This window comes from Streptomyces sp. 2131.1, from assembly GCF_900105515.1.
GTDB lineage: Bacteria > Actinomycetota > Actinomycetes > Streptomycetales > Streptomycetaceae > Streptomyces > Streptomyces drozdowiczii.
The window spans coordinates 5,910,479-5,924,111 of the sequence record NZ_FNSY01000001.1 but is presented as its reverse complement, the minus strand read 5'-3'; the positions used below and the strand labels follow the sequence as shown (position 1 = coordinate 5,924,111).

The following is a 13,633-nucleotide window of genomic DNA, read 5'->3' as shown; positions in this document are numbered from 1 at the left end:
CTACGCCTGGATCAGCGGGCGTAGTACTCGACGACGAGCTGCTCGTCGCAGATCACGGGGATTTCCTTGCGGTTCGGGTCCCGGTCAAGGCGGAAGGCCAGGGCCTTCAGGTTCACCTGCAGGTAGCGCGGGGTCTCGCCGTCGGTGTCGTAACCACCCTCGCGGGCCACCTGGAAGGGGACCTTGGAGCGGCTGCGCTCGCGGACCTGGACGACGTCGTCCGGGCGGACGCGGAACGACGGCTTGTCGACCTTGCCACCGTTGACCTCGATGTGGCCGTGGACGACCATCTGGCGGGCCTGGTAGATCGTCTTCGCGATACCGGAGCGCAGGACCAGCGCGTCGAGGCGGCGCTCGAGCTCGACGACCAGCGCCTCGCCCGTCTTGCCCTCGGCCTTCTTGGCGCGGTCGTAGGCACGCGCCATCTGGCGCTCGCTGATGTCGTACTGCGCACGCAGACGCTGCTTCTCGAGCAGACGGACCTTGTAGTCCGAGTTCTGCTTGCGGCCGCGGCCGTGCTCGCCCGGCGGGTAGGGGCGGGCCTCGAAGTACTTGACCGCCTTCGGCGTCAGCGCGATGCCGAGCGCACGGCTCTTCTTGACCTTGGGACGCGACTGATTAGGCACGTTCTCCAGACCTCCGTTGTAGGTTAGGTTAGGCTCACCTTACTCAAGGAGATCGCATGTCTCGCCCTGGGAACACCACACACGTCACGGACAGCACAGACAGCATCGACGCGCCTGATGGCGTCGAGATGACGGAGGACCGATCAGATCGTGGTCAGCCGCGTCCCAGCGGGCTTGAAATCACACGGATGCCGTCAGCAGCCGAGCGCACACGAACTCTCGTACAGAGTACCTGCTCCGCCGTACTGCTCGTGCCCGGGCTCGAATCCGCCGGCTCGGACCAGCTCATGCCGCTGTCCCGGGGCGTGGGGCCCGACGGAGACCTGTTCCTGGAGTTCCCCGCGGACTCCCCGGCCGTACGGGCCTCCGCGCACGCCCAGGACGACGAGCTGCCGGCCGTGCTGGAGATCACGGATGTCGCCCCGGTCTCCGTCCCCCACCGTATCCGCGGCCGTGCCCGGGTCAGCGGCCGGCTGACCTCCGTGCCCGGCATGGCGGGCCCCGGGCGGATGATGCTGCGCCTGGAGACGGGCGAGGCCCACATCGACGACCTGTGGGGGGTGGAGTGCGTCGACGCGGACGGCTTCCGCGACGCGGCCCCCGACCCGCTCGCCCTCCACGAGGCCGACCTGCTCCAGCACCTCTACTCGTCCCACACGGAGGAGCTGGCGTCGCTGTGCGAACTGCTCGGGCAGCGGGCCGTGTGCTCCTGCCCCGAGCACCGGCCGGCCGTGGTGCCGCTGGTCCTTGACCGGTTCGGGCTGCGGGTGCGCTTCTGCGAGCAGGAGGGGGGCTGCTTCGACGCCCGCTTCGAGTTCCCCGAGCCGGTGCGGGACGTGGTGGAACTCAGCCAGGCCATGCACACCCTCTTCGCGGCGGCGGCGCACTGAGGGGCGTCCCCTGACCGGTCCGGGTCAGGCCGGTCCCGCCCCGTCCTCGGTGTCCGTCCGGCCGAGCCGCTCCCTGACCCGGTCCACCACATCCGCGTACCGTGCCTCGGCGCCGTAGCGGGTGGGGAGGTAGTAGCGCTTGTCGCTCACGGCGTCCGGCGCGTACTGCTGGGCGGCGATGCCGCCGGGGACGTCGTGCGGGTAGACGTAGCCCTGGGCGTGGCCGAGCTTGGCCGCGCCCTTGTAGTGGCCGTCGCGCAGATGCGCCGGGACCGGGCCGGCCAGCCCCTTGCGGACGTCCTCACGGGCGGCGGAGATCGCCAGCGTGGCCGCGTTGGACTTGGGGGCCAGCGCAAGGGCGATGGTGGCGTGGCTGAGGGTGAGCGCCGCCTCCGGGAAGCCGATCAGGGCCACCGCCTGGGCCGCGGCGACCGCGGTGGGCAGGGCGGTGGGGTCGGCGAGGCCGATGTCCTCGCTTGCCGAGATCATCAGCCGGCGGGCGATGAACCGGGGGTCCTCCCCCGCCTCGATCATGCGGGCCAGGTAGTGGAGGGCCGCGTCGACGTCGGAGCCCCGGATCGACTTGATCAGCGCGGACGCCACGTCGTAGTGCTGGTCGCCGTCCCGGTCGTACTTCACGGCGGCCCGGTCGACCGTCTCCTCCAGCGTGAGGAGCGTGATCTCCGGCTCCTGCTTGGACAGCGCGGCCCCGGCAGCCGCCTCCAGGGCGGTCAGCGCCCGGCGCGCGTCGCCCCCCGCGATGCGCAGCAGATGCTCCTCCGCGTCCTCCGGCAGCGTCACCGCGCCCCCGAGCCCGCGCTCGTCGGTGAGGGCGCGGCGCAGCAGACCGCGCAGGTCGTCGTCGGTCAGGGGCTCCAGCGTCAGCAGCAGCGAGCGCGAGAGGAGCGGGGAGATGATCGAGAAGTACGGGTTCTCGGTGGTCGCGGCGATCAGGGTGACCCAGCGGTTCTCCACGGCGGGGAGCAGGGAGTCCTGCTGGGCCTTGGAGAAGCGGTGGATCTCGTCGAGGAAGAGGACGGTCTCCTTGCCGTAGCCACCGGTGGCGCGGCGGGCGCCGTCGATCACGGCGCGCACTTCCTTGACGCCCGCGGTGATGGCGGAGAGCTCGACGAACCGCTTGTTCGTCGCCTTGCTGACCACGTACGCGAGGGTGGTCTTGCCGATGCCGGGCGGGCCCCAGAGGATCACCGACGAGGGTCCGGCCGGTCCCCCGCTGCCCTCGCCGACCAGGCGGCGCAGCGGCGAGCCCGGCTTCAGCAGGTGCTGCTGGCCCACGACCTCGTCGAGCGTACGCGGACGCATCCGGACAGCGAGAGGGCTGCTGGACGGATCCTTCTCCTGGCGGTCTTCGGCAGCTGCGGTAAAGAGGTCGGGCTCCACGTCTCGAAGCCTATGCCACCCCACTGACAACGCCTCCGGGCCGGTCGTCCGGCCCGGAGCCGTGGAAGGCTCAGGTCAGCGGGTCAGCTGGTCCAGAAGTCCCACCAGCGGGTGAGGATGAGCATGCCGATGATGCCGATCCACAGCACCGGGGGCACCCAGTGGAACTCGGTGAGTCCGTTGCGCAGCCAGGAGGGCGCGGGGATGATCCCGTGCCGGATGTTGTGCGTGGTGACGTAGCAGAACATGAGGATGGTGGCGACCCAGGCCAGGCAGCACCACAGGCACAGCGAGTTGATGTTGTACAGCGACTGGTACTGGAGCCAGGTGCAGAAGCCGACGCCGAACAGCGTGCCCGCGTTCATGCCGAGCCAGTACCAGGGGCGGAAGCGCGCCCCGGCGAGCAGGGCCAGGCCGATGCCGATGATCACCGGGTAGGTGACCATGCCGAGCCAGGGGTTGGGGAAGCCGAAGGCGGACGCCTGCTCGCTCTTCATGATGTTGCCGCAGGCCACCACGGGGTTGAGGCTGCAGCCCGGGACGAAGGACGGGTCCTCCATCATCTTGAGCTTGTCCAGCGTGATGACCCATGCGGCGAGCGTACCGGCGGCACCCGTGATCATCAGCAGGATGGCCAGCGCGCGACTGCCGCCGATGGTCCGCTTCCCGCCGCGCTCGTCCTGGTCGGAGGAGGGATGGTCAACCGCTGCAGTCGTCATATCGCCGTTTCCGTCACTGGGTGGCCTGCTGGGGCAGGGTCATTGTGCCGCACGGCCGGGCCGCTCTTCCGTTCGATGCACATAAAGACGTGCGCGTGAATACGGGGCGGCGCGGGAGCGGAATCCCCGCCCCGCAGCCGCGACGAGGGCGATCACCGCCCGCCGGGCCGTCACCCGGGCGTCACCGAGAGCGCGGACGGAATCACCGTGCGGGATGAATCCGCACCCATCACGTTGACGTGGTCCCGGAGGCGGACCCGCCGCCCCCGGGAACGCCTCACGCCAGGCGCGCGCGCACCGTCTCGACGACATCGGACACCGGGACGGGCGTCTGCTCGCCGGACTCCATGTCCTTGAGCTGGACGTGGCCCTCGGCCAGGTCGCGCTCACCGGCCACGATCGTGAACCGGGCGCCCGAGCGGTTGGCGCTCTTCATCGCACCCTTCAGGCCCCGGCCGCCGTACGCGAAGTCCGCGGCCACGCCCTCCCGGCGCAGCCGCGTGACCACGCCGAACAGGACCCGGCGGGCCTCCTCGCCCAGCGGGACGGCGAAGACGCTGGTGGTGGAGGGCAGCTCCAGCTCGATGCCCTCGGCCTCCAGCGCGAGGACCGTGCGGTCCACGCCGAGCGCCCAGCCGACCGACGGGAGTGCCGGGCCGCCGATCATCTCGGAGAGGCCGTCGTAGCGGCCGCCGCCGCCCACCGCCGACTGCGAGCCGAGGCCGTCGTGGACGAACTCGAAGGTGGTGCGCGTGTAGTAGTCGAGGCCGCGGACGAGCTTCTCGTCGTCCTCGTAGATCACGCCCGCCTCGTTGAGCAGGTCGCGCACCTCCTCGTGGTACGCCTTGCAGGCGTCGCACAGGAAGTCGCGCAGCACGGGGGCGCCGGTCAGCTGCTTCTGGACCTCGGGGCGCTTGTCGTCGAGGACCCGCAGCGGGTTGATCTCGATGCGCCGACGGGTCTCCTCGTCCAGGTCCAGCTCGCGCAGGAAGCCCTGGAGCGCGTCGCGGTAGACGGGACGGCACTCCTTGTCGCCCAGCGAGTTCAGCAGGATGCGGAACTCGCGCAGGCCCAGCGCACGGTACGCCTGGTCGGCCAGGATGATCAGCTCGGCGTCCAGCGCCGGGTCCTCGGCGCCGATGGCCTCGGCCCCGACCTGCGAGAAGTGGCGGTAGCGGCCCTTCTGCGGGCGCTCGTAGCGGTAGTACGAGCCGGAGTACCAGAGCTTGACCGGCAGGTTGCCGAGCTTGTGGAGGTTGGCCTCCAGGGCGGCGCGCAGCACGGACGCGGTGCCCTCGGGACGCAGGGCGAGCTGGGAGCCGCCCTTGGTGGTGAGGGTGTACATCTCCTTGGTCACGATGTCGGTGGACTCGCCGACGCCGCGGGAGAACAGGGCCACGTCCTCGAAACCCGGGGTCTCGATGTAGCCGTAGCCGGAGTTCTTCAGCGGCGCGGCGATGGCCTCACGCACCGCGAGGTACTTCGCGGAGTCCGGCGGGGTCAGGTCGTACGTGCCCTTGGGGGCCTTGAAGGTGCTCACGATTCCGCTCTCGTCACATTCCTCGCCGGGGCGCGTCCACACCGTTCATTCCGGTCAGGAACGGATTGGTGGCACGCTCGCGGCCGATGGTCGTCTGGGGGCCGTGGCCGGACAGCACCACGGTCGAGTCGTCGAGCGGCAGGCACACACGGGCCAGCGACTCGAGGAGCTCGGCGTGGTCGCCGCCGGGCAGGTCGGTGCGTCCGACGGAGCCGGCGAAGAGCAGGTCGCCCGAGAAGAGGACCTGGGGTACCTCGGGGGTCTCGGGCATCCTGAACGTCACCGACCCCTTGGTATGGCCGGGCGCGTGCGAGACGCCGAACTCCATGCCCGCGAGCCGCAGCCGCGCGCCGTCGGTCAGCTCCTGGACGTCGTCCGGCTCCCCCACCGTCAGCTCGCCCATGAGCGGCATCCCGATGGAGCGGCCGAGGGCCTTCTCCGGGTCGCTCATCATGTAGCGGTCCTCGGGGTGGATCCAGGCGGGGACGTCGTGCGCGCCGCACACCGGGACGACCGAGGCGACGTGGTCGATGTGTCCGTGGGTGAGGACGACGGCGACGGGCTTCAGCCGATGCTTCTTCAGCGTCTCCTCGACTCCGGAGGCGGCCTGGTGGCCCGGGTCGATGATCACGCACTCCTCACCCGCGGCGGGGGCGACCAGATAACAGTTGGTCCCCCAGGCCCCGGCGGGGAACCCGGCAATCAGCACGATCGTCCTTAATGGTCGTCCTACAGAAAGGGGCGGCTGCGAGGTCGCAGCAGTTCAGAGCCTACCGGCGCTCCTCATTCCACAGCTAACCCATATACGGTACGGGGCAACCCAGGCTCGAACACACGACGTACAAGGGAGAACACCCGGTGGTCACCAGCGATCAGCGGCGGCGGCAGCTCGCCAGGGAGAAGTACGAGCGGCAGCAGCAGCGCCGGGAGGAGGCGCGCCGCCGGACGAGGCGGCTGACGCTCGTCATCACCTCGGCGGTCGCCGTGGTGGCGGTCATCGGCGGTGCCACGTACCTCGCCGCCGGCGGGGACGACGACAAGGACAAGACGGACGCCGCGGCGAGTCAGAGCCCGTCCGCCGAGGCCTCGCCCTCCGCCTCGCCCACGGAGGAGGCGAAGCCGGAGCCGGCGATGAAGATCGACAAGAAGGCCCGGTACACGATGTCGCTCAAGACGAGCCAGGGCGACATCGCGTTCACCATGGACGCGTCGAAGACCCCGCACACCACGAACTCGTTCAAGTCGCTGGCCGACAAGAAGTTCTTCGACGGGACGAAGTGCCACCGGCTGACGACGGACGGCATCTTCGTCCTTCAGTGCGGCGACCCCAAGGGCGACGGTACGGGCGGCCCCGGATACACGATCCCCGACGAGAACCTGACCGCGCTGGGCAAGGCGGGCGCGGACGGCTCGGTGACGTACCCGGCGGGCACGGTGGCGATGGCCAACACCGGCCAGGCGCACACCGGCGGCAGCCAGTTCTTCCTCGTCTACAAGGACAGCAAACTGCCGCCCAGCTACACGCCGTTCGGCACGATGGACGCGAAGTCCCTCAAGGCCGTCGAGGCCATCGGCAAGGCCGGTGTGGAGGGCGGCGGCGCCGACGGTGCGCCGAAGAAGGCCGTGGACATCTCGAAGCTCACCGTCGACAAGGTGTGATCCCGGTGCGTACGCGCGGTGGGGCCGAATAAATCCGGCCTCGCCGAGTGCGGACAGCCGGGCGGCCCGTCGCCTAGATTGGCGTCGTGCAGGGCGGGCGCTGCCCGCCCCAGGAAACTGTGGACGATGCCAGGGGGGTGATCCCCTCGCGGGCATCAGGTGGAGGAGGCGCTGTGAGCAGCGACCCGTGGGGCCGTGTCGATGAGACGGGCACCGTGTACGTGCGTACAGCCGACGGCGAGCAGGTCGTCGGATCGTGGCAGGCCGGTTCACCGGAGGAGGCCCTGGCCTACTTCGAGCGCAAGTACGAGGGCATTGTGGTCGAGATCGGCCTCCTCGAACGGCGGGTGAAGACCACCGATCTGTCCGCGAAGGACGCGACGACCGCCATCGAGCACCTGCGCGGCCAGGTCGACGAGCACCACGCCGTCGGCGACCTGGACGCGCTGCGCAAGCGGCTGGACGCGCTCGTCGCGACGGTCGACTCGCGGCGCGAGGAGCGCAAGGCACAGAAGGCGAAGCAGGCCGACGAGGCGAAGCACGCCAAGGAGGCCCTGGTCGCCGAGGCCGAGGAGCTGGCGCAGAGCGAGCAGTGGCGTTCCGCGGGCGAGCGGCTGCGCGCCCTCGTGGACACGTGGAAGGGCCTGCCCCGGCTCGACCGCAAGTCCGACGACGAGCTGTGGCACCGTTTCTCGCACGCCCGCTCGGCGTTCTCCAAGCGCCGCAAGGCCCACTTCGCCTCGCTGGACGCCCAGCGCGAGGATGCCCGCAAGGTCAAGGAGCGGCTGGTCGTCGAGGCCGAGGCGCTCTCCGGGTCGACGGACTGGGGGACGACGGCCGCCCGCTACCGCGACCTGATGACCCAGTGGAAGGCGGCGGGCCGCGCCCAGCGCGAGGCCGAGGACGACCTGTGGAACCGTTTCCGCGGTGCCCAGGACGTCTTCTTCGCCGCCCGCGGCGAGGTCTTCGCGGAGCGGGACGCGGAGCAGGGCGAGAACCTCAAGCTCAAGGAGGAGCTCGCCGACGAGGCCGAGAAGCTGGTGCCGGTGACGGACCTGAAGGCGGCCAGGTCCGCGTTCCGGGCCCTCAACGAGCGCTGGGAGGCCATCGGTCACGTGCCGCGTGACGCCCGTCCGAAGGTCGAGGGGCGGATGCAGGCGGTGGAGCGCGCGCTCCAGGAGGCCGAGGAGTCCGAGTGGCGCCGGACGAACCCGGAGGCGCGGGCCCGCGCCGCGGGTCTGACCGGTCAGCTCCAGGCTGCCGTGGACAAGCTGCGCGGACAGATCGACACGGCCCGTGCCTCGGGCAACAACGCCCGGGCGGACAAGCTGGCCCGTGAGCTGGAGGGCCGGCAGGCCCTGCTCGACCAGGCGCTCAAGGGCCTGGAGGAGTTCGGCGGCTGACAGCCCGCACCGTCGAAGGGGCCTTTCCGCATACACGCGGGAGGGCCCTTTCGTCATGCGCAGGGCAGCGACGAGGGGGCGACGACTGCCGGGATCAGGCAATGAATCGGGACGCTCCCAGGGGTGATGCTCTTCCCGCCGGCAGGCCGCGAGGCCAGCCGGATTCCCTTGTACGTTCCCTTAGTTGAGGCAGGTTTTCGATGAGATCGTCCCGCGTGGCGCTGACCGCCGCGGCCGCCGCCCTGGCCCCCGTCCTCCTGCTGTCCGGCCCGGCCTTCGCCGCCGGGACCGCGTCCCCGGCCACCGCCACCGCCGTCGCGCCGGCCGTCTGGAGCCCCGACGTCCCGGTGGACGAGATGTCCGACGACGACGTCCGCGTCGCCCTGTTCCGCATCCTCGCCGACCCGGACTCCGGCAAGGGCGTCATCAAGGAGGTCAACGCGCTCCTCGACAGCCATGACGTGGCGCGGATGCGCGAGTGGCTGAAGACCGGCTACGCGGCGGCGCAGGCGATGGACGACCGCGTCGCGCTGTTCCGCATCCTCGCCGACCCGGACTCCGGCAAGCGCGTCACCAAGGAGATCAACGCGCTCCTCGACAGCGACGACCCGGTCAAGACCCGCCAGTGGCTGGAGACCGGCTACCGCCTCGCCCAGGCCGAGGACGACCAGGTCGCCCTCTTCACCATCCTCGCCCGGCCCGGCATCAGCGACGCGATGCGTGCCGCCGTCATCGAGGCCATCCAGGGCACGCCCGAGGAGATGCGCTACTTCCTGGAGTACGGCCAGTACGAGGTCGACGCGTAGGGCCCCCTGGGGCGTGTCCGCAAAAACCCGTCGTACGCCCGAAGGGCGTGGCCCGCGGCGTCTGGTGCATCCCCGAGTTCTCGGCTTCGCTCGAACAGGGGAGACCCCATTTCTCGGCGTGCCGGCCGCGATCCCTCGTACAGGACGTACTCGGGATCTCGGCCGGTGCGGCGAGAGAGCGTTCCGGGCGTCGCGGGCCAGACGGGACTTCGCGGACACGCCCTACGGCCTGCGGGCGGAGGTGACCCGGTAGACGTCGTACACGCCCTCCACACCCCGTACCGCCTTCAGGACGTGGCCCAGGTGCTTGGGGTCGCCCATCTCGAACGTGAAGCGCGAGGTGGCGACCCGGTCGCGTGAGGTCTGCACGGCGGCGGACAGGATGTTGACGTGCTGGTCGGACAGCACCCGGGTGACGTCCGACAGCAGCCGGGACCGGTCCAGGGCCTCGACCTGGATGGCGACGAGGAAGACCGAGGACTGCGTGGGCGCCCACTCGACCTCCAGGATCCGTTCCGGCTGCTGCGAGAGCGAGTCGACGTTCACGCAGTCGGCGCGGTGCACGGAGACGCCGCTGCCCCGGGTGACGAAGCCGATGATGGGGTCGCCGGGCACGGGCGTACAACAGCGGGCGAGCTTGACCCACACGTCGTCGACACCCTTGACGACGACGCCGGGGTCGGCGTTGGAGCGGCGCTTGTTGCGGCTGCGGGAGGGCGGGGTGCTCTCCTCCAGGTCCTCGTTGGCCGCGTCCTCGCCGCCGAGGGCCTGGACCAGCTTCTGCACGACACCCGCGGCGGCGACGTGGCCCTCGCCGATCGCGGCGTACAGCGAGGAGATGTCGGGGTAGCGCATCTCGTGCGCCAGGGTGACCAGCGAGTCGCCGGTCAGGATGCGCTGGATCGGCAGGTTCTGCTTGCGCATGGCCCGCGCGATGGCGTCCTTGCCCTGCTCGATCGCCTCGTCGCGCCGCTCCTTGGAGAACCAGGCTCGGATCTTGTTGCGGGCCCGGGGCGACTTGACGAAGCCCAGCCAGTCGCGGGAGGGCCCGGCACCGGCCGCCTTGGAGGTGAAGACCTCCACCAGGTCGCCGTTGTCGAGCGTCGACTCCAGCGGCACGAGCCGTCCGTTGACCCGTGCGCCTATCGTGCGGTGGCCGACCTCCGTGTGGACGGCGTACGCGAAGTCCACCGGGGTCGCCCCGGCCGGCAGCGCTATGACGTCGCCCTTCGGCGTGAAGACGAAGACCTCGTTGCGCGAGAGGTCGAAGCGGAGCGACTCCAGGAACTCGCTGGGGTCCTCGGTCTCCTTCTGCCAGTCCAGGAGCTGGCGCAGCCACGCCATGTCGTTGACCGTGTCCTGGCCCCGGCCGGTGTTCTTGGGGACGTCGGTACGGACCTTGGAGGCGCCGGCGACGGCCTCCTGCTTGTACTTCCAGTGCGCGGCGATGCCGTATTCGGCGCGGCGGTGCATGTCGAACGTACGGATCTGGAGCTCGACGGGCTTGCCGCTGGGACCGATCACCGTGGTGTGCAGCGACTGGTACATGTTGAACTTGGGCATCGCGATGTAGTCCTTGAACCGGCCGGGGACCGGGTTCCATCGCGCGTGGACGGTGCCGAGCGCCGCGTAGCAGTCGCGGACGGTGTCGACGAGGACCCGGATGCCCACAAGGTCGTAGATCTCGGCGAAGTCGCGGCCCCGCACGATCATCTTCTGGTAGACGCTGTAGTAGTGCTTCGGGCGTCCGGTGACGGTGGCCTTGATACGGGCGGCGCGCAGGTCGGCCTGGACCTCGTCGGTGACGATGGCGAGGTACTCGTCGCGCTTGGGGGCGCGCTCGGCCACGAGCCGCACGATCTCGTCGTACATCTTGGGGTAGAGGATCGCGAAGGCGAGGTCCTCCAGCTCCCACTTGATGGTGTTCATGCCCAGGCGGTGGGCGAGCGGGGCGTAGATCTCCAGCGTCTCGCGGGCCTTCTTCTCCTGCTTCTCCCGCTTGAGATACCGCATGGTGCGCATGTTGTGCAGCCGGTCGGCGAGCTTGATGACCAGGACGCGCGGGTCCTTGGCCATGGCGACGACCATCTTGCGCACGGTCTCGGCCTGCGCGGCCTCGCCGAACTTGACCTTGTCGAGCTTGGTGACGCCGTCGACGAGCAGGGCGACCTGGTCGCCGAAGTCGCGGCGCAGGGTGTCCAGGCCGTACTCGGTGTCCTCCACCGTGTCGTGCAGCAGCCCCGCCATCAGGGTGGCCGGATCCATGCCCAGCTCGGCGAGGATCGTGGTCACGGCGAGCGGGTGCGTGATGTACGGGTCGCCACTCTTGCGCTTCTGGCCGCGGTGCCAGCGCTCCGCGACCTGGTACGCCCGTTCGATCTGGCGCAGCGTGGACGTCTCGGTCTTGGCGTCGTTGCCGCGGACGATGCGCAGCAGCGGTTCGAGGACCGGGTTGTACGGGCTGGAGCGCTGGACGCCGAGGCGGGCGAGCCGGGCCCGGACGCGGTTGGAGGAGCCGCCCGAGCGGGACGCCGGGCCGGTCGGGGCCGGGGACCCGGCCGCGGGCTTGGCCGGCGGCTTGGGCGCGGTCGGGGCGGGCTCGGCCGGCTGGGCGGGCGAAGCGGGTACGGGTCCGCCGGCCTCGGCGGACGCCGCGCCCGTGCCGGGCTGGGGCGCCGGGGGCTTCGGCTTCTCCGCGGGCTGCTGCGTCGCGGGCGTGACGGGGGCCGCCTCGGGCTTGTCGGGCTGCGGGGCGGCGACTGGCTGGGCCTCGTCTGGCAAGAGCGCTCCTCGTGCGGATCCGGACACACCCGGAAGGGCCATCGTAACGACCCGACGGCTCGTCCTCCCCCGGGGACCGTGAGAGCCCTGACAACGTCGAGGGGCACCCGGATGTTCCCGGGTGCCCCTCGACGGTGGTGCGGGCGGTCCTCAGACCGTGATCAGGGCCTCCAGCGGAGCCCCGCGCAGGCCGTCGGCCAGCCGGGCCCGGCCGTCCAGGAAGCCCAGCTCCATGAGGACGGCGACTCCGGCGACCTGGGCGCCGGCCCGGCGGATGAGCTCCAGGGAGGCGTCGGCGGTGCCGCCGGTGGCCAGGACGTCGTCGATGACCATGATGCGGTCCTCCGGCGACAGGTCCTCCGCGTGGATCTCGATCTCCGCGGTGCCGTACTCCAGCTCGTACGCCTGGCTGAGCGTGGCTCCCGGCAGCTTCCCGGCCTTTCGGACGGGTACGAAGCCCAGGCCGGCCCGGACCGCGACGGGTGCGGCCAGGATGAAGCCGCGGGCCTCCAGGCCGACGATCTTCGTGGCGCCGTGCCGCAGGCACAGCTCCGCGAGGGTGTCGGTCAGGGCCGTGAACGCGACCGGGTCCGCCAGCAGCGGCGTGATGTCCTTGAACATCACGCCCGGCTTCGGGTAGTCCGCCACGTCACGGATGCGGCTGAGCAGGAGTTCCCTCGTGCTCTCGGCGGTGCTGGTCATCGACGCTTCTCCGAGGTGCGGCCGTGGCCCCTGGGGGGCTGCTGGCGCTGGCCGACGACCGCACCGGCGGGCGCGGCGTCGTCCGTGTCGGTCAGGTCCTCGTCGGCCTGCTCCGCCTCGGTGGCCTCGCCCTTGGCGGAGGCGGCCGCGCGCTTGGCGAGGACCCGCTTCTTCAGGGCCTTCATCTGCGGCTCGCGTTCCTTGAGGTCGGCGACCAGCGGGGTGGCGATGAAGATCGAGGAGTACGCACCGGCCGCGAGGCCGACGAAGAGGGCGAGCGAGATGTCGTTCAGCATGCCGGCACCGAGGACACCGCCGCCGATGAACAGCAGACCGGCGACCGGCAGCAGCGCCACGACGGTGGTGTTGATCGAACGGACCAGCGTGCTGTTGATGGAGCGGTTGGCGACGTCGCTGTACGTCCACCGGGTCTGCTTGGTGATCCCCTTCGTGCCCTCCTTGAGGCTGTCGAAGACGACGACCGTGTCGTAGAGGGAGTAACCGAGGATGGTGAGCAGACCGATCACGGTGCCCGGGGTGACCTCGAAGCCGACCAAGGCGTAGACGCCGACCGTGATGGTGATGTCGTGGATCAGCGCGACCAGGGCCGCGACGGCCATCCGCCACTCGAAGGCGATGGCCAGGTAGATCACGACCAGGACCATGAAGACGCCGAGGCCGGTCCAGGCCTTGTTCGCGATCTGCTCGCCCCAGCTGGGGCCGACCAGGTCGGCGGCGATCTTCTCCGAGGGGACGGACAGCTCCTCGGAGAGCTTGTCCTTGATCTGGTCCGACTTGGCGGTGTCGACCTCGGTGATCTGGATGCGCAGACCGCCGTTGCCGAGCTTCTGGACGATGGCCTGGTGGCCGGATGCCTCCGACGCCACCTCCTCGGCGTGGTCGACGGACACGCTCGTCTTCGGGGTGGTGAAGACGGCACCGCCCTTGAACTCGATGCCCATGTTCAGGCCGCTGACGGCCAGGCCGACGATCGCCGTGATGGTGATCAGGACCGAGACGCCGTACCAGATCCTGCGCTTGCCGATGAAGTCGTAGCCGACCTCGCCTCGGTAGAGACGGGCGCCGAGATTCCCGAGTCGCGACAT

12 protein-coding genes are annotated in these 13,633 nt (G+C 70.4%); 4 read left to right on the top strand and 8 right to left on the bottom strand.

Annotated elements, in window-relative coordinates; genetic code table 11:
• Positions 1 to 11 precede the first annotated feature (11 nt).
• On the bottom strand, positions 12 to 626 hold the full coding sequence (rpsD, locus tag BLW14_RS26760; protein ID WP_093709707.1) for a 30S ribosomal protein S4: 615 nt from the start codon (positions 624 to 626) through the stop codon (positions 12 to 14).
• A 188-nt stretch (positions 627 to 814) separates the two neighbouring features.
• On the opposite strand from rpsD, the gene BLW14_RS26755 reads away from it, so the two are divergent.
• A complete protein-coding gene (locus BLW14_RS26755; RefSeq protein ID WP_177154106.1) occupies positions 815 to 1,516 on the top strand; it encodes a DUF2470 domain-containing protein in 702 nt (233 codons plus the stop codon).
• A gap of 24 nt (positions 1,517 to 1,540) precedes the next feature.
• On the opposite strand, the gene BLW14_RS26750 is transcribed toward BLW14_RS26755, so the two are convergent.
• The 4 genes from BLW14_RS26750 to BLW14_RS26735 all read right to left on the bottom strand — a co-directional run bounded on the left by BLW14_RS26750 (position 1,541) and on the right by BLW14_RS26735 (position 5,885).
• A complete protein-coding gene (locus tag BLW14_RS26750; RefSeq protein WP_093709706.1) occupies positions 1,541 to 2,917 on the bottom strand; it encodes a replication-associated recombination protein A in 1,377 nt (458 codons plus the stop codon).
• An 83-nt stretch (positions 2,918 to 3,000) separates the two neighbouring features.
• The gene (locus BLW14_RS26745; RefSeq protein WP_018524222.1) at positions 3,001 to 3,636 is read right to left on the bottom strand and encodes a vitamin K epoxide reductase family protein; all 636 of its coding nucleotides are present in this window, start codon (positions 3,634 to 3,636) and stop codon (positions 3,001 to 3,003) included.
• Positions 3,637 to 3,913: 277 nt separating this feature from the next.
• A complete protein-coding gene (hisS, locus tag BLW14_RS26740; protein WP_093710855.1) occupies positions 3,914 to 5,176 on the bottom strand; it encodes a histidine--tRNA ligase in 1,263 nt (420 codons plus the stop codon).
• Positions 5,177 to 5,189: 13 nt separating this feature from the next.
• Positions 5,190 to 5,885 carry an MBL fold metallo-hydrolase gene (locus BLW14_RS26735; RefSeq protein WP_093709705.1) on the bottom strand — a complete coding sequence of 232 codons (696 nt, stop codon included), beginning with the start codon at positions 5,883 to 5,885 and terminating at the stop codon, positions 5,190 to 5,192.
• 149 nt (positions 5,886 to 6,034) lie between these two features.
• On the opposite strand from BLW14_RS26735, the gene BLW14_RS26730 reads away from it, so the two are divergent.
• From BLW14_RS26730 to BLW14_RS26720, 3 genes are all read left to right on the top strand, one after another.
• Positions 6,035 to 6,835: a peptidylprolyl isomerase gene (locus tag BLW14_RS26730; protein WP_093709704.1), complete on the top strand. Its 801-nt coding sequence runs from the start codon at positions 6,035 to 6,037 to the stop codon at positions 6,833 to 6,835.
• Between the two features lie 173 nt (positions 6,836 to 7,008).
• Positions 7,009 to 8,238, top strand: coding sequence for a DUF349 domain-containing protein (locus BLW14_RS26725; protein WP_093709703.1), 1,230 nt, complete (start codon positions 7,009 to 7,011; stop codon positions 8,236 to 8,238).
• 200 nt (positions 8,239 to 8,438) lie between these two features.
• Positions 8,439 to 9,044 carry an ALF repeat-containing protein gene (locus BLW14_RS26720; protein ID WP_093709702.1) on the top strand — a complete coding sequence of 202 codons (606 nt, stop codon included), beginning with the start codon at positions 8,439 to 8,441 and terminating at the stop codon, positions 9,042 to 9,044.
• A gap of 222 nt (positions 9,045 to 9,266) precedes the next feature.
• On the opposite strand, the gene BLW14_RS26710 is transcribed toward BLW14_RS26720, so the two are convergent.
• The 3 genes from BLW14_RS26710 to secF all read right to left on the bottom strand — a co-directional run bounded on the left by BLW14_RS26710 (position 9,267) and on the right by secF (position 13,633).
• Complete coding sequence (locus BLW14_RS26710) at positions 9,267 to 11,825, bottom strand: RelA/SpoT family protein (RefSeq protein ID WP_093709701.1); 2,559 nt, start codon at positions 11,823 to 11,825, stop codon at positions 9,267 to 9,269.
• Between the two features lie 150 nt (positions 11,826 to 11,975).
• Complete coding sequence (locus tag BLW14_RS26705) at positions 11,976 to 12,527, bottom strand: adenine phosphoribosyltransferase (protein WP_093709700.1); 552 nt, start codon at positions 12,525 to 12,527, stop codon at positions 11,976 to 11,978.
• Positions 12,524 to 13,633 (bottom strand): protein translocase subunit SecF, encoded by a 1,110-nt coding sequence (gene secF / locus BLW14_RS26700; protein WP_093709699.1) that lies wholly within the window; start codon positions 13,631 to 13,633, stop codon positions 12,524 to 12,526. Before secF ends, BLW14_RS26705 begins: the two co-directional genes overlap by 4 nt.

Excerpts from the sequence above, each read along its gene's own strand:
- BLW14_RS26755 (WP_177154106.1), top strand. The coding sequence starts at position 815 with ATGCCGTCAGCAGCCGAGCGCACACGAACTCTCGTACAGAGTACCTGC.
- BLW14_RS26745 (WP_018524222.1), bottom strand. The coding sequence starts at position 3,636 with ATGACGACTGCAGCGGTTGACCATCCCTCCTCCGACCAGGACGAGCGC.
- BLW14_RS26720 (WP_093709702.1), top strand. The coding sequence starts at position 8,439 with ATGAGATCGTCCCGCGTGGCGCTGACCGCCGCGGCCGCCGCCCTGGCC.
- BLW14_RS26705 (WP_093709700.1), bottom strand. The coding sequence starts at position 12,527 with ATGACCAGCACCGCCGAGAGCACGAGGGAACTCCTGCTCAGCCGCATC.
- secF (WP_093709699.1), bottom strand. The coding sequence starts at position 13,633 with ATGTCGCGACTCGGGAATCTCGGCGCCCGTCTCTACCGAGGCGAGGTC.